Origin of the sequence: Pseudomonas sp. B21-059 (assembly GCF_026016285.1) — a bacterium.
GTDB classification, from domain to species: domain Bacteria; phylum Pseudomonadota; class Gammaproteobacteria; order Pseudomonadales; family Pseudomonadaceae; genus Aquipseudomonas; species Aquipseudomonas danubii.
Genome location: NZ_CP087201.1, coordinates 5,863,502 through 5,881,380, shown reverse-complemented (window position 1 = coordinate 5,881,380; position 17,879 = coordinate 5,863,502). Strand labels below are relative to the sequence as shown.

The window sequence follows — 17,879 nt, the reverse complement described above, 5'->3', positions numbered from 1 at the left end:
CCTGCGCACAAGGCGTTGCGTCGGGTGAAAAGCCCGCTTTCGTCGATTCTGGGCGGTAATCGAACCACTGCCCTGCAGTTCCCCAACCGGCCCGTTGTCACTAGAATCGGCCAAATTTTGTCGGGACCCGACCATGGCTGGCAGTCAAATCGAACGCGTCTTCAGCGTTCTCGAACGTCTTACCGGTGATCCCCGCGGCCTGCCGTTGCAGACCCTGGCGGAACAACTGGAGATCCCCAAAAGTGCAACCCATCGCCTGCTGGCGGAGTTGATTCGCCTGGGCTACGTGCGCCAGAACCCGGACAACCTGCGTTACCAGCTGTCCACCCGGCTGGTGGCCATGGGCTTTCGCTACCTGTCGGTCAGCGGCGCCGACATTGTCCAGCCGGTGCTCGATCGTCTGGCCCAGGAGTCCGGCGAGCTGGTGCGCCTGGGAGTGATCGAGGGCGAGCGCCAGACCTGGATCGCCAAGTCCCAGGGCGCCCGTTCCGGGCTGCGTTACGACCCGGACATGGGCCGCGAGGCGCCGCTGTTCTACACCGCTTCCGGGCATGCCTGGCTGGCCACGCTGAGTGACGCCGAGGCGTTGTCGCTGGTGGAGCGCCAGGGTGTGGAGCCCCCGGCGGACCTGGGGCCCAATGCACCGCGCTCGAACATCGAGTTGCTGGAGCGCCTGCGCCTGGCCCGCGAGCAGGGCTATGCCTGGGTCGAAGAAAGCTCGGCGGTCGGCACCTCGGCGATTGCCGCGGTGGTGCGCCATCCCATCGATGGCCGGGTGGTGGGCGTGCTCAGCATCGCCGGTCCCAGCGCGCGCCTACCGTTGGCGCGGCTGCATGAACTGGCGCCGTTGCTACTGCGATTTGCCGAAGAGCTGTCGGCCGCCAGCCAGGCTTCCGAACTGTTCAACCTGTAGCCGCTGCCGAGCCTGCGAGGCTGCGCAAAGGCCCGCAGGGCCTTGCTTGTCGATCTACCGTCGGGCGTGTGGTGGCCTTGATATCGCCGCGTCTGTTGCACAGCCGTTCGCAGCCTGCGGCAGCGGCTACACAGGCTTCGGCTCGGCACAAAGCCGTTCGATAATCGGACGGTATTTTTTATCCCTCTTGTATGAAAATGGAACTGAGTTCTAAATATTTGGAATTCATTGTCCCTATAACAATCACAAGAGGATCTTCCATTGAATCCGCCACTGCGCATTGCCCTGATCGGCGTCGGCAATATGGGGCAGCAGCATTACCAGCACCTCAAGACCCTGGCCGAGGCCCGACTGTGCGCTGTGGCCGATCCCGGGCCCCAGGCGCAAGCCATTGCCGGGCAATGGCAGGTGCCGCATTTCAGTGATCACCGGACCTTGCTCAAGGACGTGCGCCCGGATGCGGTGATCGTCGCCAATCCCAACAACCTCCACGTCAGCACGGCCCTGGATTGCCTGGCCGCAGGCGTGCCGGTGCTGCTGGAAAAACCCGTGGGTGTGCACCTGGATGAAGTGCGCGAGCTGGTGGCGGCATCGCGCAACACTGGAGTGCCGGTGCTGGTGGGGCACCATCGACGACACAACCCGTTGATCGCCCGTGCCCATGAACTGGTGCACAGCGGCGCTCTGGGCCGGCTAACCACGGTCACTGCACTCTGGCAGTTGCAAAAGCCCGAGAGCTACTTCGACATCCCCTGGCGCCGTGAGCCCGGCGCCGGCATGTTGCTGACCAACCTGATCCACGACCTCGATCTGTTGCGCCACCTGTGCGGCGAAGTGCGACAAGTGCAGGCCATCACCAGCAATCACGTGCGTGGTTACGCCAATGAAGATTGCGCCGCTGTGCTGTTGCAGTTCGACAGCGGCGCCCTGGGCAGCCTCACCGGTTCCGACGCGGTGGCCGCGCCCTGGAGCTGGGAGCTGGATTCCGGGGAGAACCCGGTGTACCCGCGCCAGGCCGATCAGCCTTGCTACCTGCTGGCCGGCACTCAGGGGGCCTTGAGCATTCCTCAGCTCAAGCGCTGGCACTACGCCGAGGCGGGCGCCGGTTGGCACCAGCCCTTGTTGATGCAGCAGGAAAGCTTCGTGCCGGATGAGGCGTTGCGCTTGCAACTGCAGCATTTCGTCAAGGTCGCCCGCGGCGAAGTCGCGCCGCTGGTCAGCGCCGCCGATGCCGCGCGCACCCTGGCGCTGATTGAAGCGATTCGCCAGGCCGCCGCCACGGGCCGCGCCTGCACCCCCACCCCTATTGAGTGAACGACTGATGAGTGAGCGGATTTTTTCCCTGGCCAGCCTGACCGTGCTGGAGCTGTCGCCGCCAGAGATGGTGGACGTGGCGGCCCGTGCCGGCTACAGCCATGTGGGCCTGCGGCTGGTGCCGGCAACCCCGGAGGAACATCACTTCCCGCTGGTGGCCGATGCCGGCTTGCGGCGCCAGACCCTGGCGCGCCTGCGTGATACCGGCGTGCGGGTGCTGGATGTGGAGATCCTGCGGCTCAAGCCACAGACCCGGGTCCGCGACTTCGAGGCGGTGCTGGCGGTGGGCGCCGAGTTTGCCGCCAGCGAGTTGCTGGTGGCGGGCAATGATCCCGATGAGGCGCGCATGACCGACAACTTCGCCGCCTTGTGCGATCTGGCGCGGCAGTACGGGCTGCATCCCCATCTGGAATTCATGCCCTGGACCGATGCACGCAACCTGGAACAGGCGCTGCGGGTGGTGGAAAACGCTGGCCGTGACAATGGCTGCGTGCTGGTGGACGCCTTCCATTTCGACCGTTCGGGTTCGCGCCTGGAGGACCTGGCCAAGGTTGATCCGGCGCGCCTGCGTTATGCACAGTTGTGCGACGTTGCCGGGCCACGGCCGGACGATATGCAGGAGATCCTGCGTCAGGCCCGTAACGAGCGGCGCTTTCCAGGGGAGGGCGATTGTGATCTGGCGGGGTTGCTCAAGTGTCTGCCGCCGGAGTTGCCCCTGAGTCTGGAAATTCCCACGGTGCAATTGCTCGAACAGGGCGTGAGTGCCTTGCAGCGGGCACAGATGGCGCTGGATGCAACTCGCGCGCTGCTGGCCAGGACCTGAGTCGGCGGGAGGGCTTTCGCCGGCAAGCCGGCTCCTACAAATACCCGCTAGGAGCCGGTTTGCCGGCGAAGCTGTGTCTTCAATCACCTTCAAGGAATGCCCATGACCCGCAGCACGCCCCTCTCCGGGACCAATCACCCCTTCAAGGGCATCCTGCTGATCGTCCTGGCGACCTTTCTGTTCGCCAGCCACGATGCCCTGTCCAAATACCTCTCGGGGTTTTTCCCGGTGATCATGGTGGTCTGGGCCCGTTACCTGATCCATACCTTGCTGATGGCCGGGATCTTCCTGCCGCAATCGGGCCTGCGGGTGCTGCGCAGCAAGCGACCGCTGCTGCAATTGCTGCGGGCCTTGTGCCTGCTGAGCACCAGTTTGCTGTTCACCTCGGCATTGCTGTTCATTCCCCTGGCCGAGGCCACGGCGGTCAACTTTCTCGCGCCGGTGCTGGTCACCGCGTTGTCGGTGCCCTTGCTCGGCGAACAGGTGACCCGCGGCCAATGGCTGGCGGTGATCTGCGGTTTCATCGGGGTGCTGATCATCGTGCATCCGGGGGGCGAGCTGTTCACGCCGGCGGTGTTGCTGCCGTTCTGCTCGGCGCTGTTCTTCTGTTTCTATCAACTGCTGACCCGCAAGCTGGCCGAGCATGACAGCCCCACCACCAGCAACTTCTTCGCCGGGCTGTGCAACACCCTGGTGATGAGTGCGCTGGTGCCGTTCTTCTGGCAGACCCCGGGCTTGGTTCATGGCCTGTTGATGCTGGCGCTGGGGGCTTGCGGCATGAGTGCCCATCTGTTCCTGACCCAGGCCTTTCGTCACGCGGCGCCGGCGCTGCTGGCGCCGTTCGGCTATTGCCAGATTGTCTTTGCCGGGCTGCTGGGCTGGCTGCTGTTCAACCACACACCGGATGCGATTACCCAGGTGGGCATCGCCGTGATCTGCCTCAGCGGGCTGGCGGCGGCGTGGCAGCAACGCCGCCGCTGAGACGACTCAGAACCGGAAGCGCACCACCAGGTTCTGCAGGCCGGCCGCCAAGTGCGACAGCTCCTGGCTGGTGGCGTTGGTGCGCGTGGCGGCGTCGGCGCTTTCCAGGGACAGGTCGCGGATGTTCAGCAGGTTGCGGTCCACTTCACGGGCCACCTGGGCCTGTTCTTCCGAGGCACTGGCGATCACCAGGTTGCGCTCGTGGATCTGCTCCATGGCCCGGGTGATTTCCCCCAGGGCCAGCCCGGCCTGTTCGGCGATGGACAGGGTCTGGGCCACCCGCTGATTGTTGCCGTGCATGGACTGCACCACGCTGTCGGTGTCGCCCTGGACCCGGCCGATCATCTGTTCGATTTCCTGGGTCGACTGCTGGGTGCGATGGGCCAGGGCCCGCACTTCGTCTGCCACCACGGCAAAGCCGCGGCCGGCTTCCCCGGCCCGCGCGGCCTCGATGGCGGCGTTCAGGGCCAGCAGGTTGGTCTGTTCGGCAATGGCGCGGATCACGTCCAGCACCTTGCCGATTTCCCGTGATTGCTCGGCCAGGGTCTGCACTTGCTGCAAGGCGGTGCCGACATCGCTGCTCATGGCCTGGATCGAGTCCAGGGTCTGGATCACCCGGGCCTGCCCCTGGGTCGCCTGGGTGGTGGACTGGCGGGTGGTGTCGGAGGTGGACACCGCGTTGCGCGCCACTTCCTCGACGGCCACGGTCATCTCGTTGACGGCGGTGGCGGCTTGCTCGATTTCGTTGTGTTGCTGCTGCAGGCGGCTGGAGTCCTGGTGGGTGCTCTGGCTCATCTGTTGCGCGGCGGCGGCGAGCTGGGTCGAGGTGCTGCTGATCAGTTGCAGGGTTTCACGCAGGCTGGCCTGCATGCTGGCCAGGGCCTTGAGCAGGCGCGCGGTTTCATCGCGGCCCTCGCTGTGGATCGGTCGGCTGAGATCGCCGGCGGCCACTTGCTCGGCCACGCCCACGGCCTGGCGGATGGGCACGACGATGCTGCGAATCAACAGCCAGGCCAGGCACAGGGTCAGCAGGGCGACGGCGATCAGGGCGCCGATCACCGTGATTTTTACCTGGGTGTACAGCGCGTCTGCATGCTGGGCCGACTGGCTGACTTCCTCGGCAGTGAGGTTCATCAGTTCGGCGAACTGGTCGCCGGTCTGGGTCGAGTAATCCTGGATCTTGCCGTTGAGCAGGGCCGTCATCTCGCTGCTGCGATTGTCCTGGGACAGGGCTTCGTACTGGGCCAGGGCCTGTTGGTAGCTTTTTACCGTGGCGAGGAATGTCTCGTATTGCACCCGGTTGTGATCGCCCACCAGCGGCGCGAACCTGGCCAGGGCCTGGTCGAGCCAGGTTTGTACCTGATGCAGGCGGGCAATGGTGCTTTCCAGCACTTTGGGTTCACGGTTGAGGGCCATGCGCAGGCTCAGCACGCGGATGCTCAACACGTAATCGCGCACTTCTCCCAGGTAGCGGGTGCTGGGCAGGGAAATGTTTTCGGTGTGCTGGCCGGTGGCGCGGACTTCGGCCACTTGCTTGAGGGCGAACAGCCCCTGCAGCAGGACCAGCAGGGCAATCACGCCGAAGCTGATCACGGCGCGTTTGGCGATGCTCAGGTTACCCAGCGTCATGGGACGATCTCCGAGTGTGGAAAAACAAAAGGGGGGGGGAGGGGGAGCCGATAAAAAAACGCAGGCCCTGAGCGGGCCTGCGTGAAAGGAGCATCAGTCTTCTACGTGAGGAATCTTGCGCGGGGCCATGAAGTACATCCAGGTCAGGGCAATGAAGTACATGGCCGGGATCAGGGTGAACAGCAGGGTGTAGTTGTTGTTGGTGACGGTCAGGATGTGGCCGACGATCTGGGTCATGAACATGCCGCCGATGGCCGCGCACATGCCGCCAAAGCCGAACACGGTGCTCATCATGTGCTTGGGCGTGTAGTCCATCACCAGGCTCCAGATGTTGGCAGTCCAGGCCTGGTGGGCACCGATCCCCAGGGAGATGGCGAACACGGCCAGCCACAGGTTGGCGGTGCCGGCGGCCATGATCACGCCGATGATGCAGCAGGCGAACAGGAACATCGACAGCAGCCGCGCCTTGATCGGGTTCATGCCGCGACCGATGAGGAACGAGGAGAGGATGCCGCCACCGACGCTGCCGAAGTCGGCGGTCAGGTAGATGATGATCAGCGGGATGCCCATCTGGGTGACGTTGATCCCCAGGTTGTACTGCTGGTTGAGGAACGGCGGCAGCCAGTACAGGTAGAACCAGAACACCGGCGCGGTCAGCGAGTAGGCCAGGGCGAAGGCCCAGGTGCCACGCATGCGCAGGATGCGGCTGAAGGGCACGCGGGTCGGCTCGGGTTCTACTTGTTGCTGGATGTAGGCCAGTTCCGAGGCTTTGACGCTGGGGTGATCTTCCGGGTTGAAGTACTTCAGGCCCCAGAACAGCAGCCAGACGCCGCCCAGTGCCGCCATGCACAGGAACGCCGCTTGCCAGCCCCAGGCGTGGAGGATCAACGGCAGCAGCATGGGGGTGAACATAGCGCCGACGTTGGTCCCGGCGTTGAAGATGCCGGTGGCTACCGCGCGTTCGCCGGCCGGGAACCACAGGCGCGTGGTCTTCACGCAGGCCGGGTAGTTGGCGGCTTCAGTGAGCCCGAGAATGAAGCGGCAAACCATGAAGCCTGCCGCCGAAGTGGCCAGGCCATGAGCGCCGGTGGCCAGGCTCCACAGCAGCACGGCGAAGAAGAACACCCGTTTCACGCCGACTCGGTCGATCAGTCGCCCTTGCAGCACGAAGCCCACGGCGTAACCGACCTGGAACCAGAAGTTGATGTTGGCGTAGTCCATCGCCGTCCAGTTCATTTCCTTGGCCAGGATCGGCTGCATCACGCCCAGTGCGGCGCGATCGATGTAGTTCAGGGTGGTGGCGAAGAACACCAGGGCGAGCATGCCCCAGCGGGTCTTGCCGACGGCCATGGCGCCGCGGATCTTGTCGCCGATGCCGCCGGCAACACTGAGGCTCGGGGCGATGCGAGAGCTTTGGGAAGGAATCATATAGGCCATCCGTTCAGTGACTGACGAGCCAGGGCTCGTCGGAACTCAAGGGCGCGTGATCAATCGTCAGCGAGGGCATGAGCGCCAGGGACTGGGTGATTGATCGGCTGGTTTGGTTCGTCGAGCCGTTGATTGCGGACCGGCGAACGCCATCGGTACGACGCTCCGCTCAGGGCAGTAGCGGGTCGTGATCCAGGGTGCCGATTGAGGCCGTTCCAGGCGCGAGCCAAAGGGATGAGCAGCAGGGCGGGGCGTTGAGTGCAAGCATGAGGATGTACCCGATTTTTAAAATTTTTATGGTGTGTTCTGGGTCTGGGTGATTGAAGCCACGGTTTCTTGGGGCGGCTCAATGTGCTGTCGATGGTGCGCAGTGGCTGAAAAATCGTCAATTCGCCAAGCGGCTTTTTGTTCGATAATCGAACACAAAACTAACTGGTTCGTACACTTTAAATCATGCTGTGGAATAATCCGCAACATCGAATAAAAGGCTCGGGTGCCACCGGCCGTCATCCCCCGGGAGTTCAATCATGCAGCGTTCCATTGCCACCGTTTCCTTGAGCGGCACCCTGCCGGAAAAACTCGAAGCCATCGCCGCCGCCGGCTTCGATGGGGTGGAGATTTTCGAGAACGACCTTCTCTATTACGACGGTAGCCCTCGGGAAATCAGGCAGATGTGCGCCGACCTGGGGATCGCCATCACCCTGTTCCAGCCATTCCGGGATTTCGAGGGCTGCCGCCGCGATCGCCTGTCGCGCAACCTGGAACGTGCCGAACGCAAGTTCGACTTGATGCAGGAGCTGGGCACCGACCTGGTGCTGGTGTGCAGTAACGCCCAGGCCGACAGCCTCGGCGAGCGGCAGATTCTCATCGATGATTTGCACCTGTTGGCCGAGCGGGCCGCGCTGCGCGGCTTGCGCATCGGCTACGAAGCCCTGGCCTGGGGCCGTCACGTGAATACCTATCAACAGGTCTGGGACATCGTGCGCAGCGCCGATCACCCCAACCTTGGGGTGTTGCTGGACAGCTTCCATACCCTGTCGCTCAAGGGCGACCCGGCGGCGATTGCCGAGATTCCCGGGGACAAGATCTTCTTCGTGCAGATGGCCGATGCGCCGATCCTGGCCATGGATGTACTGGAGTGGAGCCGGCATTTCCGCTGTTTTCCGGGCCAGGGCGAGTTCGATCTGCCGGGCTTTCTGGCGCCGATCATCAAGAGCGGCTACACCGGGCCGCTGTCCCTGGAGATCTTCAACGACGGCTTTCGCGCCGCGCCGCCGCGGGCCAATGCCGCCGACGGCTTGCGCTCCTTGCTGTACCTGGAGGAGAAGACCCGCGAGCGCCTGCTGCAGGAGGCGCAGCCGGTGGCCAACCTGGACATTCTGTTTGCCCCGCCAGCGGTTGAAGCCTATGGCGGCACCGAGTTCCTTGAGTTCGCGGTGGACGATGCCCTGGGCGCCAAGCTGGGGAGCTGGCTGGAGCGCCTGGGTTTTGCCAAGGCCGGACAGCATCGTTCCAAGAACGTGAGCCTGATGCGTCAGGGCGATATCAACCTGATCCTCAACTCCGAGCCCTATTCCTTCGCCCACAGCTTCTTCGAGGCCCATGGCCCTTCGGTGTGTGCCACGGCCATCCGGGTCAAGGACAGCGCCAAGGCTCTGGAGCGGGCGGTGGCCTATAAGGGCCAGCCTTATCGCGGCCTGGTGGGCCCCAACGAGCTGGAACTGGCGGCGGTGCGCGAGCCCGATGGCAGCCTGATCTATCTGGTGGACCCGCAGCAGGGCGGTCAGCACCTGTACGACACCGACTTCAACATGCATGACGATGTGCAGGCCAAGGGCGGCCTCAAGCGTATCGACCACATGGCCATGGCCCTGCCGGCGGACAGCCTCGACAGCTGGGCGCTGTTCTACAAGAGCCTGCTGGATTTCGAGGCCGATGATGAAGTGGTGCTGCCCGATCCTTATGGCCTGGTGAAAAGCCGCGCCCTGCGCAGCCGTTGCAGCTCGATCCGCTTGCCGCTGAACATCTCGGAGAACCGCAACACCGCGATTTCCCACGCGCTGTCCAGTTATCGTGGCAGCGGGGTGCATCACATTGCCTTCGACTGCGACGACCTTTTCGCCGAGGTCAGCCGGGCCAAGCAGGCCGGAGTGCCGCTGCTGGATATTCCGCTCAATTACTACGACGACCTGGCGGCGCGTTTTGATTTCGATGACGAGTTTCTCAGCGAATTGGCCTACTACAACGTCCTGTATGACCGCGATGCCCAGGGCGGCGAGCTGTTTCACGTCTACACCGAACCGTTCGAGGGGCGGTTCTTCTTCGAGATCATCCAGCGCAAGAACGGCTACGCCGGCTATGGTGCGGCCAACGTTGCGGTGCGCCTGGCGGCCATGGCCAAGTCTCGCAGTGGCGCGGTGCGCCAGGCCAAGTTGTAGCGCATTGGTAACCGGAGGCGGTAATCCACCGCCTCTGTGCTTTCTTTCGCGACAGGACGCGGCTCATAATCGCCCGCGTGTTCAGTGATGGCCGTGAGCCCAGAATGACAATGACCAGTGAACGCTCGATTGCGTCCGATGAGCCTGCTCTCGAACCGCGCAAGAGTCGCAAGAACAACCCGGAAAAAACCCGCGAGAACATCCTTCAAGAAGCTATTGTCGAGTTCGTCCAGCAGGGACTTTCCGGTGCGCGGGTGGATGCGATCGCCGAGCGCATCCATACCTCCAAGCGCATGATCTATTACTACTTCGGCAGCAAGGAGCAGCTGTACGTCGAAGTCCTGGAAAAACTCTACGGCGATATCCGCAGCACCGAGAGCCGCCTGCATCTGGCCGAGCTGGCACCGCGGGAGGCGATTCGCCGGCTGGTGGAGTTCACCTTCGATCACCACGACCGCAATGTCGATTTCGTGCGCATCGTCAGCATCGAGAATATCCACAAGGCCGAGTACGTGAAGCAGTCCGGCGTAATCAAGGCAATGAACAACACCATCCTCCATGCCCTGGGCGAAATCCTTGAGCGCGGCGCGCAGGAAGGCGTGTTCCGCAGTGGCCTGGACCCGCTGGACGTGCACTTGCTGATCAGCTCGTTCTGCTTCTATCGGGTGTCGAACCGTCACACCTTTGGCGAGATCTTCCAGATCGACCTGCCGGACGAAAGCATCAAGCAGCGGCACCGGGAAATGATCTGCGAATCGGTGCTGCGCTACCTGCAGGCCTGACCCGGAGCTTTAGGGCCGGGTTGGCTTGTCAGGCGCTGGCTTGCTGGCCAAAGCCTCCGTAAGATCGCCTCGCCACCCCGGCTCTCGCATCATCCCCCACGACAAGGAAGGCACCATGGGTAACCCCGTCCCAACGCTTAAAATCATCCTGATCCTGATGATCGTCGTTGACTCGTTCTGGTTCGGTGAGCGCCTGCTGTCCCTGACCGGTTTCAGCGTATTCGACTGGCTGCCGAGCTCGGTGATCAATCTGGTGGGCCTGTTCGGCAGTCTGCTGATGATTCTCTTCAACGTGCTGTTGATCGGCCTGCTTGCGCGCCTGCAGCTCAAGCCCGAGTAAACGCAGGACCTGTAGCCGCTGCCGAAGGCTGCGAACGAGCCGCAGGCTCGCCAGCGTCCTGACGGATGCCGAGGCCCCTGCGGGGCCTGTCGCAGCCTGCGGCAGCGGCCACAGGCGTATTTCAGCCATTCATGCTGTGGAAGTGCGCCAGCATGCGTTGCGGGTCGGCGCTCTGGCCGCTGAACAGCTCGAACGCCTTGACCGCCTGGAACACCGCCATGGTGCCGCCATCCAGGGTTCGGCAACCCAGGGCGCGGGCATTGCGCAGCAGCTCGGTTTCCAGCGGGAAGTAGACGATCTCGGCCACCCACAGCTCCGCCCGCAGCAGTTCCACCGGCACCGGCGTGCCCGGCAGCTTGGCCATGCCCATGGGCGTGGTGTTCACCAGGCCGTCGGCGCTCGCCAGGGTGCTGGGCAGGTCGCCACCGGCCTTGGCCCGAGCGGCGCCGAAATGCTGGTTGAGGTTGTCCGCCAGGCTCTGCGCCCGCTGGTTTTCCACATCGAAAATGCTCAGTTGCTCCACACCCTCACTGAGCAGGGCGTGGGCCACTGCCGCTCCGGCGCCGCCGGCCCCCATCTGCACCACGTGCCGTCTGGCCACGCCTTGCAGACCGCGCCGGAACCCTTCGGCAAACCCCAGGCAGTCGGTGTTGTGGCCGACCCGCTTGCCGTCCTTGAGGACCACGGTGTTGACCGCGCCAATGCCGCGAGCTTCCGGGGACAGTTCGTCCAGTAGCGGCAAGATGCTCTGCTTGCAGGGAAAGGTGATGTTCAGGCCGGTGAAGTTCATCCGTTCGGCGGCGCTGAGCAGGTCGGGCAGGGCGCTGCTGTCGAGCCCCAGCTGGTCCAGATCGATCAACCGGTAGAGGTAGCGCAGGTTTTGCGCGTCGCCTTCGTGTTCATGCAGGGCCGGGGTGCGTGAAGCCTGGATGCCGGCGCCGATCAGTCCGGCGAGTACGCCTGTATGGCCTGTCATAGACCTTGCTCCTTGAACCGCAGGCTGAAGTGTTCCAGCGCCAGGCGATAGCCGTGGCTGCCAAAGCCGCACATCACCGCCAGGGCAATACCCGAGACAAAGGAGTGATGGCGGAACGGTTCGCGGGCGTGGACGTTGGACAGGTGCACTTCGATCACCGGCAGTTCACTGGCCACCAGCGCATCGCGGATCGCCACCGAGGTGTGGGTCCAGGCGGCGGGGTTGATCACGATGCCGGCGCAGCGCCCGCGGGCGGCGTGGATCCAGTCCAGCAATTCGCCTTCGTGGTTGGTCTGGCGAAACTCCACGGCCAGGCCCAATTCCTCGGCGGCACGGCCGCACAAAGCCGAGACATCGGCCAGGGTTTCGTGGCCGTAAGTGGCAGGTTCACGGCTGCCGAGCAGGTTCAGGTTCGGGCCGTTAAGCACCAGAACGATAGGACGCATGGGGGTAGATCTCCGTTGTTATTGTCAGCCTCGGGAGAGGGTACGAGGCACTGGGGAGGTAAATTGTACTAACTGGTTAATTTGGTCAATTGATGGCCGAGAGCGGAACCCGGGAAGGCTGATTAAGTGTTCGATAACCGAACGCTGTTATTGGCGATGGCCGTGGCGAGGCCTTGCCCGGCAATAAATGCTGACGACTTTGCGGCTGCCCGGAGGCCTTCCTGACCTTCTCCGGGACTAACCTCAAGCAGGTCACCTCACTGCTGCCCTTTCAGGCCGGTGGTCGGATTAATCATGGAAACACGAGTCTTTGGACTCGGTAACCTAACTGATGGGTTAGCATGAAAGTGTTCGTTTACAAGGGCTATGCGGTCGTCGTCATGTTGCGTGACGAACATTGCCCACCCCATGTGCATGTGGATGGCGGTCCTTGGAGTGCCCGTTTTCGCTTCAGCTTCTGGCACAACGGCGTCGAGCTCTGGGACGTTGTCCCCCATGGCCGTCGCCCGGCACTGGCAGTCCTTGAAGGCTTGCGCCAGGCCTTGAAGCAACGGGTGCATCTGGCTCGGCGTATCTGGTGGAGCAAACTGCGCACCTTGTGCCTTGAGCAGCAGTTGTGGGATTGGCAAGCGAACGCTGTGGTGGAAGGTTCAAGCGCCGGCTGCAGGGTGTACCTGATTGAGTCAGCGCACTACGAGGAACAACGAAACCTGACTCGCCTGACCCTTGTGGGTGCGGTGCAAGGAGTGGAGATCGAACTATGAAAGTCGTCAAAGCAGCGGTGCCCGTCGATGTGCCCTTGACCCAGGAGCAGCTGGATCAAGCGGTCGAACGCGGTGAGGCGCGTCACGACGCGGGTTTGCAAGTCAGTACCTTGAGCTATGCGGCCGGGTGCCTGTGCCTGGGCTTTGCCGATGGCAGCTCGATTCATTTGCCTGTGGAAAACTATCCGGAGCTGGCGGCGCTGAGCGACACCCAATTGCAGCAACTGCAGTTGGGCTTTTCCGCCACGGCGGTGTGCCATGAAGCCGTGGACCTGCAGCTGTCGATTGTCGGGCTGCTGTCGGCCAGCGAGCCGCTGATGAAACTGGCGACCCAGTTGGTCGCCTCCCGTAACGGTCGGCAAAGCAGCGCGGCCAAGGCTCGGGCGGCGCGCCTGAATGGCAAGAAGGGCGGCCGGCCGCGCAAGGTCGAGGTGCCAGCCTAGGTCCTGGAAAGCGGCTGGCAGCTGGTGTAAGCGATCGCTAATGAATACTGATATCAATTGAAAATCATTCTCGACTGACCGTAAGATGCCGGCAATTTCCTTCATGTTCCAGGGAGTCGGTTTGTCGGACGTGGATCTCAAGGGACTGTTTCTCAAGCATGCCGCGACCTTGCGTGGGTACCTGGCGCGCAAGGTACGGGACCCGCAGTTGGCCGCAGATCTGGTGCAGGAGAGTTTTCTGCGGCTGGCCGAGCAAACGCGCGGTGAGCGGATCGACAACTCCCAGGGCTATCTCTACCGCACGGCGAACAACCTGCTGATCGACCATGTACGTCAGGAGGCGCGGCGCAAGACCGAGACCGTGCCCCATGAAGTACTGGCCGACATCGAGGATGAGGCGGCCGGGTTGGAGGCTCAGGTGATGGCGCAACAACAGCGCAAGGCACTGAAACAGGCGATCACGGAGCTGCCTGCGCGCACTCAGGAAATCTTCCGCCTGAACCGTATCGAAGGCATGACCCACGCCGAGGTGGCCCGGCACCTGAATATCTCCGACAGCTCGGTGCAAAAGCACCTGTCCCGGGCGCTGGCTTATGTGATGCAACGCCTGCAGGCTACCGACGGTCGGCCGGTTGACCAGTGAGTTACGGTAAAAGTCGGGGTCAGACGTCACTGCTTATATATAACGAGAAATCGAGATTCACACGTGAATAGCCAGGGTCCGCAAGAGCGCAGTATCACCGAGGCCGCCGCCGATTGGGCGGTGCGTTTGCACGCGGGAGGCCTGAGCGCCACCGAGCAGGCGCAGCTTGCCCAATGGCAGGCCGAGGACCCGCGTCATCCCCAGGCTCTGGTGTTTGCCCGGCAGACCTGGGAGGCCTTGGGCGAGCTGCGCCTGGACCCCGAGCTGGCGGCCACTGCCCCACCAAGACGCCAGGTGGAACGGCCTGCGGCGACAATACAGCGCCCGCGCCGTCGACGCCGGCTGGTGCGGGTCGCCAGTGCGGCCATGCTGGTTCTGGCGGTTGCCCTGGGCTGGCTGCAAGGGCCGCAGGCACTGCTGTACCTGCAGGCCGACTACCAGACCGGCAAGGGCGAGGTGCGCACCGTGCAACTGGCCGATGGCAGCCAAGTGGAGCTGGACTCGAGCAGCGCCATTCGCCTGGATTACAGCGGCGACAAGCGTCAGATCCAATTGCTGGCCGGCTCCGCAGTATTTGATGTGGCGCCCATGGTCGGTGAGGAGCAACGACCTTTCATCGTGCACAGCGCCAGCGGCCAGACCCGGGCCCTGGGCACCCGTTTTGTGGTCGGGCGTGAGAGCGATCAACAAACCTGGGTTGGGGTGTTGCAGCACAGTGTCGCCGTGAGCCTGGATGCCCCGGCGCAACGCGGCGTTTCCGAGCGGGTTCTGCAAGAGGGACAGAGCGTGCGCTATGACTCGCAGTCGGGGGTGGTGGCACTTGATGGGCTCGACCTGCAGCGCGCCACCAGTTGGCGACGTGGAGTCCTGGTGTTCGATCGCCAGCCCTTGAGCGTGGTGGTGGAGCGCCTCAATCGCTATCGACCCGGGCGGGTGGTGCTGACCAACAGTGCCCTGGCCCAGCGTCAGGTCAGCGGTGTGTTCCGTCTGGATATGCTCGACGCGGCCCTGGTCACCCTCACCCAGGAGTTGCAGGTGCAGCGTTTCGACCTGGCCGGCGTCAGCCTTATTTATTGAGGCCTGCTGGCCTTTTTTCACCTTCGGCGAAAAATAACTGAAAAAACCTTACTGAGTTTTCCTGCCTGGCACGTCTAGCTAATTGAGATGCATTCGCATGCACTAAAAGTAGCCAGCGCAGGAATCAGGAACATGAGGGTAGGCAGTCGCACTGGAATTCACGCCGCAAGTCGTCTGGCCCTGGCCATTCACTTGGGCGTAGCAGGGCTGTTGGCAGGAGGCGGTTTGTTGCACGCGGCAGAGCCCGTGGGCGTAGCCCCGCAGAGTGCTCAGCAACCACGCGAACTGGATTTCGATATCCCTGCCCAGGCCCTCGGCAGTGCGGTGCTGGCTTTTGCCGAGCAGGCCGGGGTGCAGGTGCTGTTCGACAGCCTGCGCCTGCATGGCTTGCACAGCTCGCCGCTCAAGGGCCGCTACGGCGCCGAGGAAGGACTGGCCCGGCTGCTGGGCAATGCGCCGGTGGAGTACCGCTTTAGCGGCGAGCGCCAGGTGACCCTGAGTCGGGTGGAAACCGGACGTGATGGCGCCCTGGCCTTGGCCCCCACCACGATTTCCGGCGACCTCGAAGGCCGGCAGAGCGATTGGGTATACAACGCGCCACGCTCGGTGAGCGTGGTCGGGCGCGAGCAACTTGATCGCAATCCACCGCGGCATGCCGCCGAAATGCTGGAGGAAACGTCCGGCGTGTATTCGGCGCTCAGCCAGCAGGACCCGGGCGTGTCGGTGAACATCCGCGGTATCCAGGACTATGGTCGGGTCAACATGTCGGTGGACGGCATGCGCCAGAACTATCAGCAGAGCGGCCACCAGCAGCGCAACGGAACGCTCTATGTCGACCCCGAGCTGCTCTCCGAAGTGGTGGTGGAGAAGGGCGCCACCTCCACCATGGGCGGGGCTGGAGTGATTGGCGGGGTCGCCAACTTTCGCACCATCGAGGCCCGCGACCTGCTCAAGCCCGGCCAGGAGATCGGTGGCCGAATTAGCCTGACCACCGGCTTGGGCGGCCGCAGCAACGGCACTCACTTCATCGGCAGTTCCGCCTTCGCCATCGGCACCGAAGTCTGGGACATGCTGCTGGCCGCCAGTGAACGACACCTTGGGGACTACAAGCCGGGGACCCGTGGCGGCATTGGCGAATTGCGCACCGGCAGCTGGATGGACCCGTCGATCAATGATCGAGTGAAGCATTCCAAGGTGGCCTATTCCGCTTCGGTGATGCGCTCGCGCCTGGTCAAGCTGGGGCTCAACCTGCCCCAGGACCAGCGTCTGCAGCTGAGCTACCTGACCACTGAGGTGTCCTACGACGACGCCAACATGATGAACACCGAGAACAAGGATCAGCTCTGGGAAAAGCTCGGCAGCAGCGATGTGCATTCGCAGAACTTCGGCCTCGACTACAGCTACACCCCGGACAACCCGTTGATCGACTTCAAGGCCAAGCTCTATTACGTCGACAACAGCAATGACCAGAGCACCCTGAACCGCCGCAGCAGCCCTGGCTACTCGATCACCTACCAGACCGATACCTATGGCGCCCAGGCGCAGAACACGTCGACCTTTGCCCTGGGCGGGCTGTCCACGCTGAAGGCCAACTACGGCCTGGAGTTTTTCTACGACAAGGTCCGCCCCGACTCCAGCCAGCCGGTGCCCAAGGGCTCGGCGGTCAGTGCCTCGCCTGCGGCGAGCATGACCCCCGAGGGTGATCGAGCCCTGGGCAGCCTGTTCACCCGCCTGGACTTCGACTACGACGGCTGGTTGAACCTCAATGCCGGCTTGCGTTACGACCGCTACCGCCTGCGCGGCGAAACCGGAATCAACACCCGCACCTTCGTGATCGGCAAGACGCCCCAGCAAATCTCGGTGCCGGTGGCCTATGACATCGACAACCAGGAAGGGCGCTTCTCGCCGACCTTCGGCCTGTCGGTCAAGCCCGGGGTCGAGTGGCTGCAACTGTTCGCCAGCTATGGCAAGGGCTGGCGGCCACCGGCGGTGACCGAAACCATGATCACCGGACGCCCCCATGGTGGAGGTTCTGAGAGCACCTTTCCCAACCCCTTCCTCAAGCCGGAGCGCTCCACCACCTGGGAAGCGGGGGTCAACGTCTTCAAGGAAAACCTCTGGTTCAACGATGACCGCCTGGGCATCAAGGTGGCCTACTTCGATACCCGGGTCGATGACTTCATCTACATGGCCATGGGCGTGCAGCCCCCGGGCTATGGCTCCCCCGGGATCGGCAACAGCGCCTACGTCAACGATCTCAGCAGCACCCGCTTCAAGGGCGTCGAGTACCAGCTCGACTATGACGCCGGTCGCGCCTACGGCCAGCTCAATTACACCCACATGATCGGCGACAACGATTTCTGCATGAAGACCGCCTGGCTGGGAGGGGTGACCCAGCCGGTGAAGAACGGCACAGGGCGGGGCGCGATTGTCACCGGCATGCGTCCCGATGATGCGGCCAACAATGCCAGCCGCTGCAACGCCGCGATCCTCGGTTCGGCCGAACACATGCCCATGGACCGCGGCACCCTGACCCTGGGCGCGCGCTTTTTCGAACGCAAACTGGATATCGGTGCCCGGGCCCGCTACAGCGCCGGCTACTCGATCGCCGGCTCGGCGACCGGGACCGTGAGCCAGACCGGTGTCTACCCGGCCGACTGGAAGCCCTACACCGTCTACGACCTGTATGGCAGCTACCGCGCCACTGAAGAACTGACCCTGCGCCTGGCCATGGAAAACGTCACCGACCGCGCCTACCTGGTGCCCCTCGGCGATGTCCTGGCCTTCACCCTCGGCCGTGGCCGCACCTTGCAGGGCACCGTGGAATATCAGTTCTGACCGCTTTTGCCCATTGAAGGGCAAAACCGCAGCAGGCACTGGCG

Annotated in this window: 16 protein-coding genes; 12 read left to right on the top strand and 4 right to left on the bottom strand. The window is 63.4% G+C overall.

What is annotated here, in order from left to right:
* Window positions 1–133: 133 nt before the first annotated feature.
* The 4 genes from LOY69_RS26125 (at window position 134) to LOY69_RS26110 (ending at window position 4,031) form a co-directional block, all read left to right on the top strand.
* Window positions 134–913: an IclR family transcriptional regulator gene (locus LOY69_RS26125; RefSeq protein WP_123390380.1), complete on the top strand. Its 780-nt coding sequence runs from the start codon at window positions 134–136 to the stop codon at window positions 911–913.
* A 261-nt stretch (window positions 914–1,174) separates the two neighbouring features.
* Window positions 1,175–2,227, top strand: coding sequence for a Gfo/Idh/MocA family protein (locus LOY69_RS26120; protein ID WP_265073794.1), 1,053 nt, complete (start codon window positions 1,175–1,177; stop codon window positions 2,225–2,227).
* Window positions 2,228–2,234: 7 nt separating this feature from the next.
* Complete coding sequence (locus tag LOY69_RS26115) at window positions 2,235–3,050, top strand: sugar phosphate isomerase/epimerase family protein (RefSeq protein ID WP_102882297.1); 816 nt, start codon at window positions 2,235–2,237, stop codon at window positions 3,048–3,050.
* A 102-nt stretch (window positions 3,051–3,152) separates the two neighbouring features.
* Window positions 3,153–4,031: a DMT family transporter gene (locus LOY69_RS26110; protein WP_110596223.1), complete on the top strand. Its 879-nt coding sequence runs from the start codon at window positions 3,153–3,155 to the stop codon at window positions 4,029–4,031.
* Between the two features lie 6 nt (window positions 4,032–4,037).
* On the opposite strand, the gene LOY69_RS26105 is transcribed toward LOY69_RS26110, so the two are convergent.
* Together LOY69_RS26105 and LOY69_RS26100 are read right to left on the bottom strand one after the other, a co-directional pair.
* Window positions 4,038–5,660, bottom strand: a complete 1,623-nt coding sequence (locus tag LOY69_RS26105; protein ID WP_265073793.1) for a methyl-accepting chemotaxis protein — start codon at window positions 5,658–5,660, stop codon at window positions 4,038–4,040.
* Between the two features lie 93 nt (window positions 5,661–5,753).
* A complete protein-coding gene (locus LOY69_RS26100) occupies window positions 5,754–7,088 on the bottom strand; it encodes an MFS transporter (RefSeq protein ID WP_102882294.1) in 1,335 nt (444 codons plus the stop codon).
* 527 nt (window positions 7,089–7,615) lie between these two features.
* On the opposite strand from LOY69_RS26100, the gene quiC reads away from it, so the two are divergent.
* From quiC to LOY69_RS26085, 3 genes are all read left to right on the top strand, one after another.
* A complete protein-coding gene (gene quiC / locus LOY69_RS26095; protein WP_265073792.1) occupies window positions 7,616–9,526 on the top strand; it encodes a 3-dehydroshikimate dehydratase QuiC in 1,911 nt (636 codons plus the stop codon).
* A 104-nt stretch (window positions 9,527–9,630) separates the two neighbouring features.
* Entirely contained in the window at window positions 9,631–10,308 is a 678-nt protein-coding gene (locus LOY69_RS26090) for a TetR family transcriptional regulator (protein ID WP_102882292.1), read from the top strand.
* A 115-nt stretch (window positions 10,309–10,423) separates the two neighbouring features.
* A complete protein-coding gene (locus tag LOY69_RS26085) occupies window positions 10,424–10,648 on the top strand; it encodes a hypothetical protein (RefSeq protein WP_016967259.1) in 225 nt (74 codons plus the stop codon).
* 121 nt (window positions 10,649–10,769) lie between these two features.
* On the opposite strand, the gene LOY69_RS26080 is transcribed toward LOY69_RS26085, so the two are convergent.
* Complete coding sequence (locus tag LOY69_RS26080; protein WP_102882291.1) at window positions 10,770–11,624, bottom strand: shikimate dehydrogenase; 855 nt, start codon at window positions 11,622–11,624, stop codon at window positions 10,770–10,772.
* Window positions 11,621–12,070, bottom strand: coding sequence for a type II 3-dehydroquinate dehydratase (gene aroQ / locus LOY69_RS26075; protein WP_102865405.1), 450 nt, complete (start codon window positions 12,068–12,070; stop codon window positions 11,621–11,623). Before aroQ ends, LOY69_RS26080 begins: the two co-directional genes overlap by 4 nt.
* 341 nt (window positions 12,071–12,411) lie before the next feature.
* Here aroQ and LOY69_RS26070 point away from each other — a divergent pair, with 341 nt between their 5' ends.
* The 5 genes from LOY69_RS26070 (at window position 12,412) to LOY69_RS26050 (ending at window position 17,835) form a co-directional block, all read left to right on the top strand.
* On the top strand, window positions 12,412–12,834 hold the full coding sequence (locus tag LOY69_RS26070) for a DUF4160 domain-containing protein (RefSeq protein ID WP_265073791.1): 423 nt from the start codon (window positions 12,412–12,414) through the stop codon (window positions 12,832–12,834).
* On the top strand, window positions 12,831–13,277 hold the full coding sequence (locus tag LOY69_RS26065) for a DUF2442 domain-containing protein (RefSeq protein ID WP_102882289.1): 447 nt from the start codon (window positions 12,831–12,833) through the stop codon (window positions 13,275–13,277). The genes LOY69_RS26070 and LOY69_RS26065 overlap by 4 nt, the downstream gene beginning before the upstream one ends.
* 121 nt (window positions 13,278–13,398) lie before the next feature.
* A complete protein-coding gene (locus LOY69_RS26060) occupies window positions 13,399–13,920 on the top strand; it encodes an RNA polymerase sigma factor (protein ID WP_110596286.1) in 522 nt (173 codons plus the stop codon).
* A gap of 63 nt (window positions 13,921–13,983) precedes the next feature.
* On the top strand, window positions 13,984–14,997 hold the full coding sequence (locus tag LOY69_RS26055) for a FecR family protein (RefSeq protein WP_102882288.1): 1,014 nt from the start codon (window positions 13,984–13,986) through the stop codon (window positions 14,995–14,997).
* Between the two features lie 132 nt (window positions 14,998–15,129).
* On the top strand, window positions 15,130–17,835 hold the full coding sequence (locus LOY69_RS26050; protein ID WP_265073790.1) for a TonB-dependent receptor: 2,706 nt from the start codon (window positions 15,130–15,132) through the stop codon (window positions 17,833–17,835).
* The last annotated feature ends 44 nt before the right edge of the window (window positions 17,836–17,879 follow it).

Coding starts and splice junctions, on each gene's coding strand:
- LOY69_RS26125 (WP_123390380.1), top strand. CDS start 134: ATGGCTGGCAGTCAAATCGAACGCGTCTTCAGCGTTCTCGAACGTCTT.
- LOY69_RS26115 (WP_102882297.1), top strand. CDS start 2,235: ATGAGTGAGCGGATTTTTTCCCTGGCCAGCCTGACCGTGCTGGAGCTG.
- LOY69_RS26110 (WP_110596223.1), top strand. CDS start 3,153: ATGACCCGCAGCACGCCCCTCTCCGGGACCAATCACCCCTTCAAGGGC.
- LOY69_RS26105 (WP_265073793.1), bottom strand. CDS start 5,660: ATGACGCTGGGTAACCTGAGCATCGCCAAACGCGCCGTGATCAGCTTC.
- LOY69_RS26100 (WP_102882294.1), bottom strand. CDS start 7,088: ATGATTCCTTCCCAAAGCTCTCGCATCGCCCCGAGCCTCAGTGTTGCC.
- quiC (WP_265073792.1), top strand. CDS start 7,616: ATGCAGCGTTCCATTGCCACCGTTTCCTTGAGCGGCACCCTGCCGGAA.
- LOY69_RS26090 (WP_102882292.1), top strand. CDS start 9,631: ATGACAATGACCAGTGAACGCTCGATTGCGTCCGATGAGCCTGCTCTC.
- LOY69_RS26085 (WP_016967259.1), top strand. CDS start 10,424: ATGGGTAACCCCGTCCCAACGCTTAAAATCATCCTGATCCTGATGATC.
- LOY69_RS26080 (WP_102882291.1), bottom strand. CDS start 11,624: ATGACAGGCCATACAGGCGTACTCGCCGGACTGATCGGCGCCGGCATC.
- aroQ (WP_102865405.1), bottom strand. CDS start 12,070: ATGCGTCCTATCGTTCTGGTGCTTAACGGCCCGAACCTGAACCTGCTC.
- LOY69_RS26070 (WP_265073791.1), top strand. CDS start 12,412: ATGAAAGTGTTCGTTTACAAGGGCTATGCGGTCGTCGTCATGTTGCGT.
- LOY69_RS26065 (WP_102882289.1), top strand. CDS start 12,831: ATGAAAGTCGTCAAAGCAGCGGTGCCCGTCGATGTGCCCTTGACCCAG.
- LOY69_RS26050 (WP_265073790.1), top strand. CDS start 15,130: ATGAGGGTAGGCAGTCGCACTGGAATTCACGCCGCAAGTCGTCTGGCC.